Source organism: Selenomonas dianae (assembly GCF_030644225.1).
Taxonomy (GTDB): Bacteria; Bacillota; Negativicutes; order Selenomonadales; family Selenomonadaceae; genus Centipeda; species Centipeda dianae.
Window position 1 is genome coordinate 412,321 of record NZ_CP128650.1, and the last position, 18,150, is coordinate 430,470.

General features: G+C 59.0%; 14 protein-coding genes. 13 read left to right on the plus strand and 1 reads right to left on the minus strand.

The window, feature by feature from the left end:
- Positions 1 to 40: 40 nt before the first annotated feature.
- On the minus strand, positions 41 to 235 hold the full coding sequence (locus QU667_RS02045) for a ribbon-helix-helix protein, CopG family (RefSeq protein ID WP_304987686.1): 195 nt from the start codon (positions 233 to 235) through the stop codon (positions 41 to 43).
- Between the two features lie 167 nt (positions 236 to 402).
- On the opposite strand from QU667_RS02045, the gene QU667_RS02050 reads away from it, so the two are divergent.
- The 13 genes from QU667_RS02050 to QU667_RS02110 all read left to right on the plus strand — a co-directional run bounded on the left by QU667_RS02050 (position 403) and on the right by QU667_RS02110 (position 18,133).
- Positions 403 to 777, plus strand: a complete 375-nt coding sequence (locus tag QU667_RS02050) for a TIGR02530 family flagellar biosynthesis protein (RefSeq protein ID WP_304987687.1) — start codon at positions 403 to 405, stop codon at positions 775 to 777.
- Positions 778 to 802: 25 nt separating this feature from the next.
- The gene (locus QU667_RS02055) at positions 803 to 2,887 is read left to right on the plus strand and encodes a flagellar hook-basal body complex protein (protein WP_304987688.1); all 2,085 of its coding nucleotides are present in this window, start codon (positions 803 to 805) and stop codon (positions 2,885 to 2,887) included.
- Between the two features lie 197 nt (positions 2,888 to 3,084).
- Positions 3,085 to 4,605: a TolC family protein gene (locus QU667_RS02060; protein WP_304988377.1), complete on the plus strand. Its 1,521-nt coding sequence runs from the start codon at positions 3,085 to 3,087 to the stop codon at positions 4,603 to 4,605.
- A gap of 9 nt (positions 4,606 to 4,614) precedes the next feature.
- Positions 4,615 to 8,943, plus strand: a complete 4,329-nt coding sequence (locus QU667_RS02065) for a translocation/assembly module TamB domain-containing protein (RefSeq protein ID WP_304987689.1) — start codon at positions 4,615 to 4,617, stop codon at positions 8,941 to 8,943.
- A gap of 44 nt (positions 8,944 to 8,987) precedes the next feature.
- Positions 8,988 to 9,626, plus strand: coding sequence for a sigma-70 family RNA polymerase sigma factor (locus tag QU667_RS02070; protein ID WP_304987690.1), 639 nt, complete (start codon positions 8,988 to 8,990; stop codon positions 9,624 to 9,626).
- Between the two features lie 89 nt (positions 9,627 to 9,715).
- Positions 9,716 to 10,252, plus strand: coding sequence for a preprotein translocase subunit SecG (locus QU667_RS02075; protein WP_304987691.1), 537 nt, complete (start codon positions 9,716 to 9,718; stop codon positions 10,250 to 10,252).
- 63 nt (positions 10,253 to 10,315) lie between these two features.
- Positions 10,316 to 12,217, plus strand: a complete 1,902-nt coding sequence (locus QU667_RS02080) for a BamA/OMP85 family outer membrane protein (RefSeq protein ID WP_304987692.1) — start codon at positions 10,316 to 10,318, stop codon at positions 12,215 to 12,217.
- 5 nt (positions 12,218 to 12,222) lie between these two features.
- A complete protein-coding gene (locus tag QU667_RS02085; RefSeq protein WP_304988378.1) occupies positions 12,223 to 13,527 on the plus strand; it encodes an acylphosphatase in 1,305 nt (434 codons plus the stop codon).
- A gap of 23 nt (positions 13,528 to 13,550) precedes the next feature.
- A complete protein-coding gene (locus tag QU667_RS02090) occupies positions 13,551 to 14,504 on the plus strand; it encodes a glycosyltransferase family 2 protein (protein ID WP_304987693.1) in 954 nt (317 codons plus the stop codon).
- Complete coding sequence (locus QU667_RS02095; protein WP_304987694.1) at positions 14,501 to 15,958, plus strand: ArnT family glycosyltransferase; 1,458 nt, start codon at positions 14,501 to 14,503, stop codon at positions 15,956 to 15,958. The genes QU667_RS02090 and QU667_RS02095 overlap by 4 nt, the downstream gene beginning before the upstream one ends.
- Positions 15,959 to 16,046: 88 nt before the next feature.
- Positions 16,047 to 16,448, plus strand: a complete 402-nt coding sequence (locus tag QU667_RS02100; protein ID WP_304987695.1) for a hypothetical protein — start codon at positions 16,047 to 16,049, stop codon at positions 16,446 to 16,448.
- A gap of 85 nt (positions 16,449 to 16,533) precedes the next feature.
- Positions 16,534 to 16,998: an OmpH/Skp family outer membrane protein gene (locus tag QU667_RS02105; protein WP_304987696.1), complete on the plus strand. Its 465-nt coding sequence runs from the start codon at positions 16,534 to 16,536 to the stop codon at positions 16,996 to 16,998.
- A gap of 79 nt (positions 16,999 to 17,077) precedes the next feature.
- Positions 17,078 to 18,133: a hypothetical protein gene (locus QU667_RS02110; RefSeq protein ID WP_304987697.1), complete on the plus strand. Its 1,056-nt coding sequence runs from the start codon at positions 17,078 to 17,080 to the stop codon at positions 18,131 to 18,133.
- Positions 18,134 to 18,150: the final 17 nt, after the last annotated feature.

The window sequence follows — 18,150 nt, forward strand, 5'->3', positions numbered from 1 at the left end:
TGTTATGGTATCTCATTTCATATTGTCATGCAAGCACAATTTATTTCTCAGCCACCACCTCGCTGTTGTCGATGGCGAAGTCGAGCAGGAGACCGATGAGTTCGTTGCGTGAGCGTCCCGTCTCGTCGGCAAGAGCATCCAGTCGATTGATAATATCTTCCCGCACGCGGATGGATAGGGTCTTATGCCCATCCTCTCCGCGTTTTCTTTTTGTAATGATGAGTTTCGCATTCATACTATATCACCTCATCATTAGTTTATAGATGGGGCAATACAAAATATATGATTGATACATTGCTGTAAAACCTGTCAATATTTCATTTAAGTTGTGATATAAAATGAACGATATATTGTGTGTAAAAATATGTTATAAAATATGTTATAAAAGTAAAGGGTGAAACAATGGAGATACATCCTGCTGTACAAGGGGGCGCCGAGCAGGGAAGCGCACGCGTCGGCAGGGGACAGGGAACGTCTCTACCCAAGAATGTTTTCCAAGAGGTACTTGATGCGGCGGGCAGTCGCACAAAATTTTCCTCCCACGCAAAAACGCGCATCGAACAGCGCGGTGTCGATCTCACGGCGGACGACATCACGCGTCTTGACGCAGCGGTTGACCGCATGGCGGAAAAGGGCGTGCGCGATGCGCTCGTCTATCTGAGCCGCGGGCTTGCGATGGTCGTCAGCGTGAAGAACCGCACCGTCATCACCGCGCTCGACGAGGCGAGTGCGAAGGAAAACATCTTTACGAATATTGACAGTGCTGCAATTTTATAGGAATGAATAAGGGAGAGATGCAACTATGATGCGTTCGCTGTTCTCGGGGATTTCGGGGCTCAAAGGCCACCAGACCCGCATGGATGTCGTCGGACACAATATTTCGAATGTCAATACCACAGGCTTTAAGGCGAGCCGCGTGACCTTTGCCGATACGCTCTATCAGACCACATCCGGCTCCTCTGCGCCGCAGGGAAATCTGGGCGGCATCAATCCGAAACAGATCGGGCTTGGCGCGAATGTCGCCTCCATTGATACGGTCTTTGGGGATGCGAGCGTGCAGGGAACGGGCAAGAATACCGATGTCGCGCTTGCGGGCAACGGGCTCTTCATGGTGAAGAATAACAGTGGTACCTACTATACGCGCAGCGGTGCATTCGAGTTCGATGCGAACGGCAACTATGTCATGTCCGGCAACGGCTCCTTTGTGCAGGGCTGGATGGCACGCGAGAACGGCGAGCTGGTGACGACGGAGCAGCCCGGCAATATCACCATCAAGGCGGGCAAGAGTATGCAGCCGCAGATGACAACCTCTGCCACCTATCTGAACAATCTCAACGCCGATACGAAGGGCTATGAGATTGCGAGCATCGTCGCGAAGTTTGCCGATGGAACACAGAAGGCTCTCGGGACATATACGGAGAGTTCTGTTGGCGAGATGTCTCTTGGTGTGACAGGCACGACGAAACCGATTCCGTTGGAGGATGGTGTTGCAGATTATCCATTTAAAACAACAGATAAGGTTACACTCACGGGCATACCCGTGAAGGGAAAAGCGTTGTTTTCGACGACAGTTACCTCTGTTGAGACTAATGGAGCGAATGTCAAAGTGACCTATGAGGGGGATAAATCCTCTGTTTACGGAATTGTTGACAGCTCAGGGAATCCCATCTCCGTCACACATACAACTGGAACGCATGCGATTGGTGATATATCTACAATTTCTGGAAAGATAGCAGCGGGAGGGGTAAAAACCTCAGGCTCAAACCCGGGAGAAACAGAATTGACGCTTGCTACGGCAACAATAGGCGGACAAACGTTTACGAACGTGAAAATCACTGTTCCAAACCCTAAGAATTTTACATATGCAGATGGACAGACGGTGAACTTTTCACTAGTGAAGAAAAAAATAGAAGCTGACGCAGGCGCAAAAATCCATACGCCCAATACATATAGCGATGGTACGGTGCTGGATGCCAATGAAGCAACGGCGGGGGCACCCTTCACTGTTACGCAGAAGAATCAGCGTTATATCTATAAGGGGCGCGTTGATGGAAGTGAGGGGACGATTAAATCAGTCACGCGAAAATCAAAACAACCAACAGAAGTTACTCTCACCATGAAGGACGGGCAGGTTTTTACGGGCGCGGTCAACGGTGAGTACAAGGTCGGCGGAATGTACTATCCGCCCTCGGTGACGACCTTCACCGTCTACGACAGCCTCGGCGGCGCGCACAGCGTTCCGCTGACCTTCCGCAAGACGGGTGCGAATGAGTGGGATATGAGCCTCGGCGGCAGTGATACCTATACCTACAAGGAAAAGAACGGGATGGAGGTCACGGCGACCCTCACAAAGACGAAGCTCAAATTTGACCAGACAGGGCGCTATGTCAGCGGTGATGCGACCGTTTCCATGACCTATAAGCGCGAGGGCGAGGAGGAGCCGAAACCGCACAAGGTCACGGTCAGTCTCGGTGCGCTCACGCAGTACAGCGGCAGCAGTACGATCAAGGCGGAGTCGGACGGCAATGCCGAGGGCGTTCTGAAAAGTGTCTCGATTGACAAGACGGGGACGATTACAGGCGTGTACTCGAACGGCAAGATCAAGGCAGAGGCGCAGCTCGCCGTCGCTCAGTTCAACAACCCGGCGGGACTGACGCGCGCCGGCGGGAACTTCTTCGAGATCTCGAACAACTCCGGCGCGGCAAATGTCAAGACCGCGGCCGATCTCGGCTGCACGATTACCCCGTCGGCTCTGGAGATGTCCAACGTTGACATTGCCGACCAGTTCTCCGACATGATCGTCACACAGCGCGGTTTCCAAGCGAACTCCAAGACCATCACCGTCGGCGACGAGATGCTCGAAACCCTCATCAACATGAAGCGGTAAGGAAGCAGAATCGCATACGATTTTGGAAAGGGCTGTCCTTAGGGGCGGCTCTTTTCTGCACCTAAGGATAAATTTATTTGAAAAAGACGGTCACAGCTGATACAATGATAGAACCTGTCAATACAGTTCATACAGTTGATACGGACAGCTTTGGAGCAGCCCGCCGTTCGGGTGCATCCGTTACGGACGAGGAGGAAATGGTTTTGAATACACAGGGTCTTTTTGCGAAACGGTTGGTACGCGCACTGGCTCTCTCGGCTGCGGTCGGGCTTTTTGCGGGGACGGCATCGGCGGAAACGGTGCAGGTGGATCTTTCGCGCAGCGTGCAGATGGCGCTTGAGAGCAACCGCACGATCAAGCAGGCTCTGACGGATGTGGATGCGGCGCACGCTTCGCTTTCGCAGGTGAACCGTACGATGGGGCCGACGCTGACGTGGCAGACCTCGGCGAACCGCGTCGGGGGCGAGGCGTATCGGGGCTCCGGGGTCAAATACAACTACGGAAACACGGGTACGGTTTCGCTGCCGGTCTATAATGCGGCGCTGAACGCACAGCGGAAGGCGGCGCGTTACGGGCTGAATGCGGCGGACTTTGCACTGGAGCAGACGAAGCAATCAATTCGCCTGACGGCGACGACAGACTATTTTAATATTCTTCAAGCACGCAATTTGGTGAAGGTACGCGAGGATACGGTGGCGACGCTGCAGACCCATCTCGCGGATGTGAATGCGCAGCTGCGTGCGGGTACGGTGGCGCGTGCGGATGTGCTCGCCTCGGAGGTGGAACTGGCGAACGCACAGCAGAACCTGACGACGGCGCGGAACAACTATGAGGTTGCGGTGGCGACGCTGAACAATGTGATCGGTGTGCCGACGGATACGACGCTCGACATCAACGATGAGCTGCGTTATACGAACTATGATCTCTCCCTCGATGACTGTACGGACTATGGGCTGCTCTACCGCGCGGACGGTGCGGCGGCACTCTATGCACTTAGGCGTGCAGAGGAGGGGGTTCGTGCGGCAAAGGCGGGCTATCAACCGACGGTGAATGCGGCGGCGACGCGCTCGATCGCGGGCGAACGCCCCTTCAAGGACGATCATAAATCGAGCGATACATGGGCGGCGGGGCTGAGTGCATCGTGGAATATCTTCGACAACGGTGTGACGGCGGCGCAGGTCGATGCGGCAAAGGCGACGCTTCGAAAAGCCGAGGAAGCTCTTGCGGCGACGGATGAGCAGATCCGCCTCGATGTGCGTACGGCGTATCTGAACCTGCGTGCAGCAGAGCAGAATATCGAAACGACGGAGAAGGCGGTCTCCCGTGCGGAGGAGGACTATAACATTGCGCGCGTCCGCTACAATGCGGGGGTTGGTACGAATCTTGAGGTGATGCGCGCCTCCGACAATCTGACGACGGCACGGATGAACTATTCGACCGCGCTCTACAATTACAATATGGGCAAGGCAGCCCTCGACAATGCGATGGGCGTTCCTGTCGATCTCGATGCGGTGCGCTACCGCGCGGCAGAGGAGGACGGGCAGCGTGTGCAGGGGGCGCGTGCGGCGGCACAGATCCATGAGGGTGCACGCTTTGAAACACCAAAGGCGGAAGGCGTTCGCCCCGTTCCGGTGCATACCCCAAAGGAGCCGGCGACGGCTGCGGCGGCACGCGTACAGAAGGCGAATGCTGCGTATGAGGCAGAGATGAACAGGTAAGAGGTTTCTATGAGACGGAAGGCGTATATCGGGGCTCTGGTTCTTGCGGCAGTCCTTGTCTGCGCAGCAGTCCTCCTCCACATGGTACGCGCCCAGTCCTTCATGGAACAGGCGGGGCGGATGGCAGAGCGTCTTGCGGCAGAGAAGCTGGGGACGGCTGTGCACATCGGTGCGGTGGAGGTCCGTTCTCTGCATGAACTGACAATTGACGATATTGTGATCTATGACAAGCAGGCGGAGCCGGTTCTCCGCGCCGATGAGGCGCGGGTGACGCTTCGTCTGCTTTCGTTGCTTTCTGCGCCGGAAACAGCAGTTGATGAGATCTTTCTGACGGGGGCGCGCGCACAGATTGTCCGCCGTGCGGACGGTACGTGGAACTATGCCGACATCGGTGCGGATGATGCGCAGCCGTCGACGTTCGAAGGGCGCGTCCGCGTGGAGGGTGCCTCGGCGGCGATTACGGCGGATGGACGTACGTATGAGCTGGATCAGATCGCGGGCACGGTGGAGATTGACGGAGCGGATCTCTCCTATGATGCTGCGGGCGTGTTTGCAGGGATTGCCCTGCGTGCACGCGGACAGAATGCCGGCGGTACGCAGGTTGTCGAATTCGCTGCGGATCAGGCGGGACTTCTGCCACTTTTGGACGAGCTGCCCTCGGAAACGCTGCCGGCAGAGGTGCAGATCCATGCGCTGAATGCTGATCATCTGCGGGTGAATCTGCGCCGCACGGACGGTGTGCTGACGCTCGACGGGCGCGTGGACGGTATGCGTGGGACGGCGGATGTCTATGGCGTGGCGATGGCGCTGAAAAGCTCCGCGCTCACGTTCAATGAGCGATCCGTTTTCCTCGCGGCGACTGCCGAGGCTGCGGGGCAGACGGCACGCGTCGACGGGACGATCCGCCTCGATGCGGATGCGCCCTATCTCGATCTTATGGTACGCGCACAGGATTTTGCCGTCGATCAGATCCGCGCGGACAGTCCCTATACAGGAGCAGTGACCGCGGATGTGCACGTTACGGGAACACTCGCCGCTCCGATGGCGGAGGGGAAACTGTCGGCGGCGGACGGTGCGGTCGACGGCGTGTCCTTCCATACGGCGGCGGTGGATGTCTCCTATGCGGACGGGCTCGTATCGTTCCAAAATCTGACGGCGGAACTGTTTGGCGGACGTGTCTCGGGGACGGGTGTTTTCGATACTGCGCACAGATCCTATACGGCGCATCTTGCGGCGGACGGCGTGTCGCTCGCGCAGCTGCGCCGTGCGGATGTATCTCTGCCGGAGGGCTTGGACGGTGCGCTGCACGTCGATCTCGGCATCAGCGGCGGGATGGATGACGCTGCCCCGCGCATCTATGGCAGTGCCGAGGTTCTCGATGGCGCGTACCGCAATATTCCTGTGGAGCGTGCAAATGCTTCGTTTGCGTTTGATGGAAGCGATCTGACCATCGACTTTCTCAGCATGAAGCTCCCGCATGGCACGGAGCTTGGCGTGGAGGGACGCGTGGCGGGCGGGACGCTGCTGGATCTGCGCTTCTATGGCGCACATGCGGATCTCGCGCTGCTGAACGGTCTGGACGAGCGTCTCAGCTTCTCGGGGCTTGCGGATTTCTCGGGAGAGGTGCATGGTGACATCCGTGATCCCCACGTCGATATGAAGTTCTCCGCGACGCACGGCGATCTCCTGTACCAGCCGTTTGACAGTCTGCTGTTCCGTGCGGACGGTTCGCTCTCCGGCATCGGCATCTATGATTTCTCGATGGAGCGCGGCGGGCGTGAGGTCTGGCTTGTGAACGGCACGATCGGCCTTGCGGGCGAGCGGCGCATTGATCTCCAGATTGATACGATCGGCGCACGCATGGAGGATGTGGCGGCACTCGTCGCCCCCGATCAGCCGATTACAGGCAATATCGACAATATCATCAAGTTTACGGGGACGCTTGACCAACCGCACGCAGTCGGCTATGTCCATTTCTATCGTGGGAGCTATGCGGGTGCGGTGCTCTCCGGAATGGACGGCGACTACTTCCTGGAGGATGGGATCATCCGTGTGCAGGTGTTCCACATCTATTCGCCGATGGTGGATATGGTGCTGAACGGCACGATCAATACGCAGGGGTTGCTTGATTTCGACGCAGAGGTACGCGATCTCGACATGAAGCGTTTCGAGCACAAGCTGCCCTATGAGGTCGCGGGGCATGGCTTGTTCAAGGGCAAGGTCGGCGGGACGATCTCACGCCCCATTTTCCGCGGAGAGCTGAATGCCGATGCGATTACGATGAATGGCGTGGAGCTGCGTGAGGTTCATGGATTCGTCCACTATGAAAACGGGATGATCGACATGGAGCGCACGGGCTTCCGACAGGGGGCGGATGCCTCTGTGTCCGCGCATCTGCGTTACGATACGGAGACGCGTTCCATGCGCGGCACACTGGACATCGTGCAGATGGATGTGGAGGCGCTGCTTGCGCTCGCCAATCAGAAGGAAAACAGGCTGACGGGGGCGATCACGAGCAAGGTGCAGCTGGGCGGGTCGCTGGACAACCCGTCGATCACCCTGTCCGGCGAAATCGCCGAGGGAACGCTCGCCTCCTATCCGATCAGCAATGTGGAGATTGATGCCTCGCTTGCCGACCGCGTGTTGACGCTGCGGCGGCTTTCGGGGAAACAGGAGCAGGGATCGTTTTCCGCTGTCGGTACGGCGGCGTTTGACGGCACCGCCGATATGGATGTGACGGCATCCGATCTTGCGCTTGGGCTCTTTGCACGCTTTGCGGGGGTTGAGGATGCTGTGACGGGGACGGTGTCGCTGACGGCGCACATCGGCGGCAGGACGCAGAACCCCACGGCAGATGTCAAGCTCACGGCGAAGAACGGCGGTGCACGCGGCGCATCGTTTGATGAGCTGACGAGCAGGATGCAGCTGCGCAATGAGGTCATTCATCTGAATGAGCTGACGGTGACGAAGTATATGGACGGCATTGCCTATGTAGCGAGCGCCCACGGGAAGCTGCCCCTGCGTGCGCTCACGGCGGAGGACGATCAAGCGTCGGATGTTCGGGAGGAGTTCGATCTGACGCTCTCGCTCGACCATGCGGATCTCTCGCTCCTGCCTGTATTCTCGGAGCAGGTGGAATGGGCGCTTGGGCGTACGGAGGGCAGGTTGAAACTGTCCGGAACACGTGTCGCGCCTCGTCTGACAGGGACGCTGAATGTGCGGGGCGGTGCGGTGAAGCTGCGCTTTTTCGAGCACCCCCTGACGGATATGGAGATTGCGGTGGATGCGCTTGGCGAATCCGTTTCCGTGCGTACGTGTACGGGACACATGGGTACGGGAACGTACCAGCTGACGGGGCGCATGGGGCTTGCGGGCGGGCGGCCGACGGCGTATGATTTTACGTTTGTGATGGATGCGCTCGCGGTCAAGACATCGTTTTTCGACGGCCCTCTGAGCGGTACGCTGCATCTCACGGAGGGGGAATACTGGGGGGAGAAACTGCCGCAGGTTTCGGGGACGATCAACATGGATCGCGCACTTGTCACGATTCCGTCGATTCCGGAGACGGACGACGCATTGCCGCACATCATCCTCGATGTGGGGCTGATGGTTGACCGACATGTGCATTTCTTCAGTCCGAACCTCTATGACATACACCCGTCCGGCTTTGTTCACTTCGGCGGTACGACGCAGCACCCGCACACGACGGGCATGATTGGTGTGCGGCGCGGAGATACGGTCAGCTACCTCCGAACGGTGTTCAAGATCCGCGAGGGGACGGCGACGTTCAACCAGCCGGAGTCGTTCCTCCCGGAGATCGCATTTTTCGCTGAGGCGCGCCTCACGCATACGCGCGTATTCCTCTCGGCGCATGGTCCGCTCGACCATATGGACTTCCGTCTTGGATCCAGTCCTGAGATGTCGGAGGAGGAGATCATCCGTATGCTGACGCTGCGCAGTGCCTATCATAGCGGTGAGGGCAGCCTGACGGCGGCGGATATACTTTCGATCGGCCTTCAGATGAGCGTCCTCTCGGAGGTGGAGGATTCGGTGAAGAATTTCCTCCATCTGGATGTGCTGCGCCTTTCGAGCGGGAGCGGCACGCTGTTCGAGACGAGGGACGAGGAAGCGGTGAAAAAGAGCGGCGATGAGTATAATATCGAGGTGGGCAAGTATTTCGGCGATCATGTGCTCATGCACTATGTGCAGGGGCTTGGCGCGGCATCGAACAAGTATCGGTACGGCATCCAGTACGATTTCAGTGACAAGTTCGGTATATCATATGACCGCGAGGGATCGGAACAGCTGATCAGCGTGGAGGCGCGGTTCCGGTTTTAGGAAATCGTTTGAGGATGGTGCAGCACAAAGAAGGAGGTGTGCCCATGTTTTCGGATTATGTAAAAAAACTCTCCGATGTGCAGAAACTCACGACGGAGGAGGAGCGGGAGCTGTGGTGCGCCTACAAGGAGCGCGGCGATGAGGCGGCGCGGCGGCGGCTCATCGAGTCCTATCAGCCGCTCGTCTTTCGCGAGGTCATGCCGTATCGTACCCTGCCCGCCGTGATGGATGCGGTGCAGGAGGGGACGATCGGTCTCATTGAGGCGGTGGAGCACTATGAGCCGATACGCGGCGTGGCGTTCAGCCTCTATGCCGTGCATCGTGTGCGCGGACGTATTCGGAACTTCCTTCGCCGTGAGGGGCAGGCCGATCTGCCCTGCCTTGAGGCACAGACGGGGGCGGCGGAGACGGCAAAGGAACTGCTGGTCGATGTGCGCCCCTCCGTGGCGGAGGTGGTGGAACACCATGCGCTTGTCGGCGTGCTCGGCGCGGCGATGGAGCGACTGCCGACGCGGGAGAGACTTGTGCTTGAGGGCGTGACAATCGGCGGTGCGCCTGCGCGAACCATGGCGGACACGCTCGGCGTGACCCCTGCGCAGATCTATCGGCTGCAAAAGAACGGCATTCGCCGCATACGTGGAATGCTCTCGCGCTTCATGCAGCATTGGTCGTGTGATAATTAAAATTTTTGTTTCTTGAATCTGTCCTATGGACTGTAGTATAATGGCAGTGCTGAATTTGTCAGTGCTTCCTTGGGAAAGGAGGCGCGGCGATGGATATGGAGCGCAGAGAACGCGCGAAATCCATTCGTGCGGCGCGGGATTGGCTCACGGGGGCGGAGAATGCCATCGCGGGTGAGGATGATCTTGCGGGCGACCTGAAGGTCATGCTCGCGCGTGCGGAGCTTGCGCGTATGGCGGCGGATCGGCGGGCGTGTCTGCGTCGATGGGGGCTGCGGTTGCTGCCGCCGCTTGCTGCGGCGGCAGTTCTTGCATACATACTGTGGCAGCCGCCGGCGGAGGAGATGTCCGCCCCCGCTCGGGCGCAGAGCGCAGAGCAGCGCGTGGAAGCGCCTGCCCCTGTGACGGAGAAGGCGGCGCGGCAGGAGTCTTCGCCCGCCGAGTATGAGCCTCCGTCTCCTGCCGAGCGTCCTGTGCAGCAGCCGGTGGAACGCGTGCAGGAGCAGCCTCCCGCAGCCGATGCTTCTGTGCCGCCCCCTGCGGAAGCGGTGCAGCATATGCCGGCACGTGTGCCGGATGCGGATATGCAGCGTCTGATGCAGGTCGGAGGCAAAATTTTACGGGAGTAATCCGATGCCCGTCCCTTGGGGCGGTATGCAGGGAATCACTGATTATTGTAGGAGGTTTCGCATTTGAACAGCAAGAAATATCAGAAACTCATTCGCGCCGTCCTTCTCGGCGCAGGCGTGTCCGTTGTTGCTTTGCCGCACGGGTTTGCCGCCGAGCAGAAGGCTGTGCCTGTGCAGAGCGAGGCTGCCGCCGATGCTGCCCTGTCGTCGATTGCCGCGCAGGGGCCGGCACTGACCGCCGCACCAGCGACAACCTCCTCGGATGACCGTGCCGCCGCATGGGCGGCACAGCGTCCCGCAGAGGATGCGGTTTCGCGGTACCTCGCCGCATATGCGGGCAAGACCGTGGTGGAGATCAAACTCAGCGGCGCAACGGAGGCGACGGAAGGGGCGGCGCGTGCCGCGCTTCGGATGCACGTCGGGGATCCTGTGACCGAGGAGAGCTTGGTGAAGGATCGCGATGCGATCTACGCGACGGGGTATTTCTACGATCTCTATCCGTCCTTTGAGGCGGTGCCGGAGGGGGTTGTACTGACGTACAACGTGCTTGAGAACCCGCAGCTCAAGGAAGTGAAGATCGAGGGGAATACAGTCGAGTCCACAGAGAGCCTGATGGAACTCGTCACGGTTGAAAAGGGGGCGCTCCTCAACGCGCGTACCCTGCAGGAGAATGTGCAGGCGATCCAGGAGAAATATCGCGCGGATGGCTATATCCTCGCAAAGATCACGGATCTGAACATTGCACAGGACGGTACGCTCACGATCAAGATCAGCGAGGGCGTTCTTGAGGGCTACAAGGTCAAGGGAAATCAAAAGACGAAGGAACACGTCATCCTGCGCGAGATGCGGCAGAAGGTCGGTGAGCCGTTCAATGCGAACATGGCGCGCCGCAGTATGCAGCGTGTCTACAACCTCGGCTTCTTCGAGGATGTCAACGTGAAGATGAACCCGGGCGTGGAGCCGAATGCGGTCGTCATGGAGCTCGATGTCAAGGAGAAGCGTACGGGTGCGTTCGGCATCGGTGCGGGCTACTCCAGCTCCGACGGCATGGTCGGCATGGTGAGCATCAGCGATACGAATTTCCGCGGGATGGGCGATACCATCAGCCTCAGCTATGAGATGAGCGGCGACGACTCGGATGCGCGTGGCTATACGTTCATGTACCGCCGCCCGTGGCTCGATCAGAAGGAAACGGCGGGAACGCTCCGCGTCTACAACCGCACCTATGAGTACGACGACTACGATGAAAACGGAAACCACAAGGAGTCCTTTATGCGCAAGTACTCTGGCGGGGAGTTTACCCTCAGCCGACCGATGAGCGAGTATTCGACGAATTTCGTTACGCTGCGCAACCGAAAGGACAAATACGTCCGTCACACGGAGTACGGAAATGCGGGCAACCGCAGCGGCAATACGGCATGGCTGAACAACAATTTCGGCACGACGCGCAGTGTGACGCTGGAGCATGTGACGGATACGCGCGACAATGTCTATGAGCCGACGATGGGCGCGCGTGCCTCGCTCTCGGCGGAGTTCGCAGGATTTGGCGGAGACTTTACCTATCAGAAGTGCATCGTGGGCGATGCGCACTATCTGAAGGCGGGACGTGCGCAGGTATTCGTCCTGCGCGGGCAGTACGGCGCAAGTCACGGGTCGCTTTCGGAGTTCAGTCAGTTCCGCATGGGCGGACAGGATACCATTCGCGGCTACCGCGAAGATCAGTTCCGTGGGACGCGTATGGCACTCCTCTCCGCTGAGTACCGTTTCCCCATCGTGTCGAAGGTGACGGGGGCTCTCTTTACGGACTACGGCGGTGCGTGGACGGATGGTTTTATGCCGGAAAAGATGCACGGGAGCGTCGGTGTCGGACTTGGGCTCAACACGCCGATCGGTCCGCTGCGCCTTGACTACGGGCGCGGCTCGCAGGGCGGTCGCGTACATTTCCGCGTCGGCGGCACGTTCTGATGTATATGGCGCATCGCTTTGTGTGCGCCCGTGCGTTCGCGCTTCTCTTTTTCGCAGTTTTGGGGCTGTATGCCCCCGTCTATGCCGCAGCGTCCTCCCGCGTGGAGGAGACTGCGGCTATTGTCGTGGGCGATCAACGGATTCCTCCCGTGGTGCGCGCGCGTATGGAGCGCACGGTTGCGGCAATCGCGGCGGAGCGTATGGAGGGGCGGCGCGTGACGGAGATCTCTGCGGCGGAGGAGGCGGAGATCATCGGCGCGGTCTTTGATCGTCTGCTCGTCGGTTATACGGTGACGGGGGTCACTGTGCGCCCCGCGCCGCAGGCGGAGGTGGAGATTCATCTCGTACCGTGGGCGGATACGATTCAAACTGTTACGGTCGATACGACAGTGGAGGGAATGCCGCCCGCCGTCGAGGAGATGGTGCGTGCCGATCTCGCGGATGTAGAGGACGTTTTTTCGGATGCCCTTGTGGGTCTGCCCGTGGCGGCGACGGACTGGGCGGCGGGTGCGCTGAAGCGCAGTCTGAACGCGTATATGGAAGAACGTCTGCCGGAGTTCCGTGCGGACTACGATCTGGAGGTCGATGCAGCGGCACGGGTGCGTCTGACGGTCTATCCGCGTCTGCCCGTCGTGCGGACCGTCGATCTCTCCATGCGTTCGGATACGATTCCGAACGTGGCGCTGCTCTCGCAGCGCAGTGCGATGGAGATGGCGGTGAACCGTCTTGTCGGTGTTCCCGTCGCCTTCGTCGCGCGTCACCGTACCGCATTGGAGCATCAGCTCGCACAGATGCTGGATGCACGGAGCGACGTTCGCCGCCTCCGTCTTACCTCACAGGTGACAATTGCGCCGGGCGAGCGCATGGCGGTCATGAGCCGTACGGATACGACGCGGTATCGGCTGCGCCTTACGGGGTGGCTGGACATCGGGCGCACGTCTGCGGCAGGCGGCGATGTGCGGCGTGATCTGCAGGTACGTCTGCACGCAGGGCGGATGGTGAGTGCACGGGATGAACTCTATGCGGAGACGGATGCCTCGCCGGAGGATCTGCATCTTGACTGGCGCTTGGGATATGCGCGTGCGCTTCTGCCCCATTTGACGGGGGAGCTGCGCTATGATCTGCGTGATGATCGCCTCTCGCTCGCGGGCAGCTATGAACTCCATCCGCGCTGGTGTGTGCGCTACGAGCAGTGGCCGGAGCAGGGCGCATGGGAATGGGAGCTGCGGTACAAACTGCATGACTTCATGAGCATCGCAGGACTGATTGACCAAGACGATGCGTGGGTGCGTCTGATTGGGAATTTCTGATGGATGAGGGGAGGGCTGTAACGGTGAAACGGATTTCGATTGTGGTACCGGTCTACAACGAGGAGGACAATATCGCCCATTTCACGGAGTGTGTGGAGCGGGTCATGGATGCGCTGCCCTACGCGTATGAGATTCTCTTTATCGACGACGGTTCATGCGACCGCAGCCGCACAATTTTGCTGGAACTCGGCGCACGTGATCCACGTGTTCAGTCGATCTTTCTCGCGCGGAACTCCGGGCATCAGATTGCGCTGACCTGCGGCACGGATCATGCGGAGGGGGATGCGGTCATCACGATGGACGGCGATATGCAGCATCCGCCGGAACTCCTGCCCGTTCTGCTCAAAAAGTGGGAGGCGGGCTGTGATATCGTTCAGACGGTGCGGATCTCGACGGAGGGGGTTTCCGCGTTTAAGCGCCTAACCTCGAAGTACTACTATCGCCTCCTCAATGCGGTGACGGATGTGCATATTCAGGAGGGCGGGTCGGATTTTCGCCTGATGGATCGCCGCGCGGTGCTTGCGCTCCGCCGCTATCATGAGCACGCACGCTTCATCCGCGGGATTGTCGGCTCGATGGGGTTTCGCAAGACGACGGTGGAGTTCGTTGCACCCGAGCGTTTTGCGGGGCAGTCGAAGTTCTCCCTGCACAAGATGATTGCGTTCGCGCTCGACGGGATTCTCGCGTACTCGGTGCAGCCCCTGCGTGTGGCATTCTATGTGGGGATACTCTCGGCACTGCTGGCAGTGGTGCTCTTTCTCCACGTTCTTTTTGAAACGCTGCGCGGGGAGACGGTGGCGGGGTGGTCGACGATTGTCGTCTGCAGCCTGTTCTTCGGCGGGATGCAGATGATGATGCTCGGGATCTGCGGCGAGTACATCGCACGTATCCTACAGGAGGTAAAGAATCGTCCGCTCTATCTGGTCGCGAGCGACAACCGTCGTCGGAGCGGGCGACAGGGGGAGGAAAGCGTATGAACGAGCGGCTTACAAGCGCGGTGGCGTTACTGTGTCTTGTGGCGCTGTACTTCTGGGGCAACGGTGCGCTTCCTGTGACCGCGCCCGTTGAGGTGAACTACACGCAGACAGCAAAGGAGATGCTTGCGGCGGGGGATTTTCTCTCGCCGCAGATCTACGGAAACTATTGGTACGACAAGCCGATTTTCTTCTACTGGGAACTGCTTGCGGCGTTTTCTGTGTTTGGCGTAACCGATTTTGCCGCGCGATTTTTCCCTGCGCTGTTTGCGGCGGCGGGGCTCGGTCTGACCTATGCCTTTGCGCGGCGGCTCTACGATGAGCGCACGGCGTTCTGGTCGGCACTCATCCTTGGAACGAGCGTCCTCTATTCCTTCCTCGCAAAGCTCATCCTCACGGATCTGAGTCTTTTTGTCTTTTTCGGCGGAACGCTTGCAGCGTTCTATATCGGTTATCGGGAGCGGCGCAGATCTTTTTTTTATATCGCTTACGCCTGTGCGGGGCTTGCCGTCCTCACGAAAGGTCCGATCGGTTTCCTCCTGCCGGGGCTTATCATCCTCGTCTTTCTCCTCGCAGCGCGTGACCTTTCCGCGCTCGGACGCGTCTGTCTCCCGACGGGGCTGCTCGTCTTTGCGGCGGTCTGTGCGCCGTGGTACGTCTATATGTATCTCGTGCATGGCGCGGACTTTGTCAATACCTTCCTCGGGATTCACAACGTGCTGCGTGCAACAGTGTCCGAGCACGCGCAATGGGATGTCTGGTATTTCTATCTTGGCATCTACGTTCTCGGGATGTTCCCGTGGAGCTTTGCCCTGCCGCTTGCGCTCTTCCGCGCATGGCGCGTGCGTCCTGTTGTGGAGACGCGGACGCTCTTTCTGCTCGTCTGGGCGATTGTTGTGCCCGTATTCTTTCAGATGATGGCGACGAAGTACCCGACGTACAGTTTTCCCGCCTTTCTGCCGACGGCGATCCTCACGGCGCGCCTTCTCGCGCAGAATACGCGCGTGCTCAAGGCGGGGGCGATCGTTGGGATGGGGTTCTATCTCGCCGTGGTCTTTGCAGCGACGAACTACGCGGGGCGCGACGGTCATTTCAGCGGCAAGGGGGCGGCGGCGATTCTCTCCCGGACCATGCAGACGGACGATCTCCTCGTCTGTTACGGCGACTATACGGCAACCGTACCCTACTACACGGGGCATACGATGTATGAACTCGCAACGCGTGAGGAGATCGCGGCACGTGCGCCGAGGGAGATGAGCTGGAACAGCAAGAATGTCATGCCGTTTCTGCCCATCGACGAGCTGCCCGCCGACCGCACGGTCTATCTTGTTCTGGAGCGCCATGCGTTTGACGCGTTCGAGGAAAATTTCGCAGGGCAGGGCTGGGAGGAACTGGGCGCACTGCCCGTCGAGGGGCGGACAAAGCTGCGCCTCTATCGGCGGACGGTGCAGCCGTGAGGAGTTCGTTTTTCTTCTTGAATGAACGTCCGGAATAGTGTATGATAAAAAAGTATTTTGGAGAGTTCTATCGGAAAGAGGGATTGTCATGATGAAAATCAACAAACTCGGTCTTGTGGCGGCGGCATTTGCTGCATCCTCCATGCTTATTGCGGGCTGCGGTGCAAAGACGGCGGATCGTGCGCCGTCGGCGGGCTCGTGGCAGGGCGTCCGCGATGCACAGAATGTCATTACGAAGGAGAACTTTGACGGTCTCGGAGCGGGCTTGAGCCTCAGTGATATGGAGACCCTGTACGGCAAGGCGACCCTCGTTCATCAGAGCATTGTGGACGGGGTCTACAGCTCCACCTACCGCTTTCAGGACGGTTCCAAGATTGTGGATGCGACCTTTGCACATGAGAATTGGCTGAACAATCCGCTCAGCCGCCCCACACTCACCGGCATGGAGTTCGCGGAGATGCCGCTTGTCGCTCATCGCGCAACAAAATAATATTGAACTCTGCGGTACTCTTTGTTATAATGGATGGCGTTCGGTCAGTGTACCGACGGGTCTGGTAGAAAAGGAGATTATATCTATGATCAAATTGCAGCAGAAGCAGGTTAAGATTATCAGCATTCTCATCGCCGTCGTCTTCGTCGGCTCGGTGGTTGCGCTCGCACTCACGCAGAGCGGTTCGGGCATTGCCTCGGCGGCGACGTCCTCCGTGGGCGTTGTGGACTACCGTCAGGTCGGCAGTCAGCATCCGCAGCTTGCAGCGGCGAATGCGGAGATGCAGAAGGCTTCGCAGGAGGCACAGGCGGACTTTGAGGCGAAGTCGGCGAGCATGAACGACCAGGAGAAGGCAGACTACTACCAGCAGACGATGCAGCGCCTTCAGCAGAAGAATGAAGAGCTGATGGAGCCGATCGACAAGAGCATCCAGGATGCAGTCAAGAGCGTTGCCGAGAAGAAGGGGCTTTCCGTCGTCATCGAAAAGGGATCTGTCGTCTATGGCGGTCAGGACATCACGCAGGATGTTGTGAAGCAGCTGGGCAAGTAATCCGCAGGGAATATGCATATGTACCGGGCAGAGCTCTGCTCGGTACATTTTTATAGACGGGGAAATGCGGGGGACGGCTGTGAAAAAACTATGGCAGACGAAACGCAGGGAAATCCTTGCGGGCGCGGCAATCCTGCTGCTCCTTCTCATCTTGTTTTACGCCGTTCCGGAACGCAGGACACCAATGCCCGAACCTGAGATTGGGACGCTGCGGATGGCAGAGGTTCTTTCGGCGCACCCATCCTATGCGCGTCTTGCGGCACTGCGTGCCGAGGAGCGTACGCTCACGCTGCTTCTGCGCGATCTGCCGGAACTGCCGGAGATCACGCCGCCCGCGACAGATCCGCAGCCGTTCGAGGACTCGGTCTGGCAGAAAAATGCACAGACGGTAATCTCGGCACGTGTGGCGCTGGAACGTGAGCAGAAGAGCCTGACGGAGTCGGTTCGCGCGGCGACGGAGGCGGACTATGAGGCACGCAGGAAGGCGATTGACGACGACTATCTGAACGCCATTTTGAACATCAACCTCAAGATTGACAATCAGCGTGCGATGCATGGACCGAAGGTCAGTGAGGAAGAACTGGCGCGTGAACGTGCGAACTGGGAAGCGGAGCGCGATATGCTCAAACACGAGCGTGCTGCGCGTCAGATGGAGCTCTACCGCCAGTGGCAGGAGGAGATTCGGGCGCGTGTCGCCGCGCAGATCAACCCGCGCGAGGCGGAGTGGACGCGGCAGATGCAGGAGACACTGGAAGCACAGAAGGGCGAGGCGCTGCGTTTGCAGCACGAGGCGGAGGAGCGCAGCGTCAAAGAAACGGAACGTGCTCTGGCGGCGCAGGAAGGCAGGACGGTTCAAATGCAGCGCGCTGTGCGGCTTGCCTCCGTGCGCGCGGAGGCGGATGCCCTTGCCGATGAGATCCTGCGCGATGTGCGCAGCCGTGCGGCAAAACTGGCGATTCAATATCATCTCTCCCTTGTACTCGCCTCCCCCGAGGCAGAGGGAAGCCGCCTCCTGCAGCGCAGCGAGCTCTTTGTCACGTCCCGGTATGTGCCGATCCTCGGTGACGGTGTGCGCGATGTGACGGCACAGATGGTGCGCGAGATGCAGCAGATCACACCTGCGGCGCACCAATGATATAGTTTGGGGTCTGC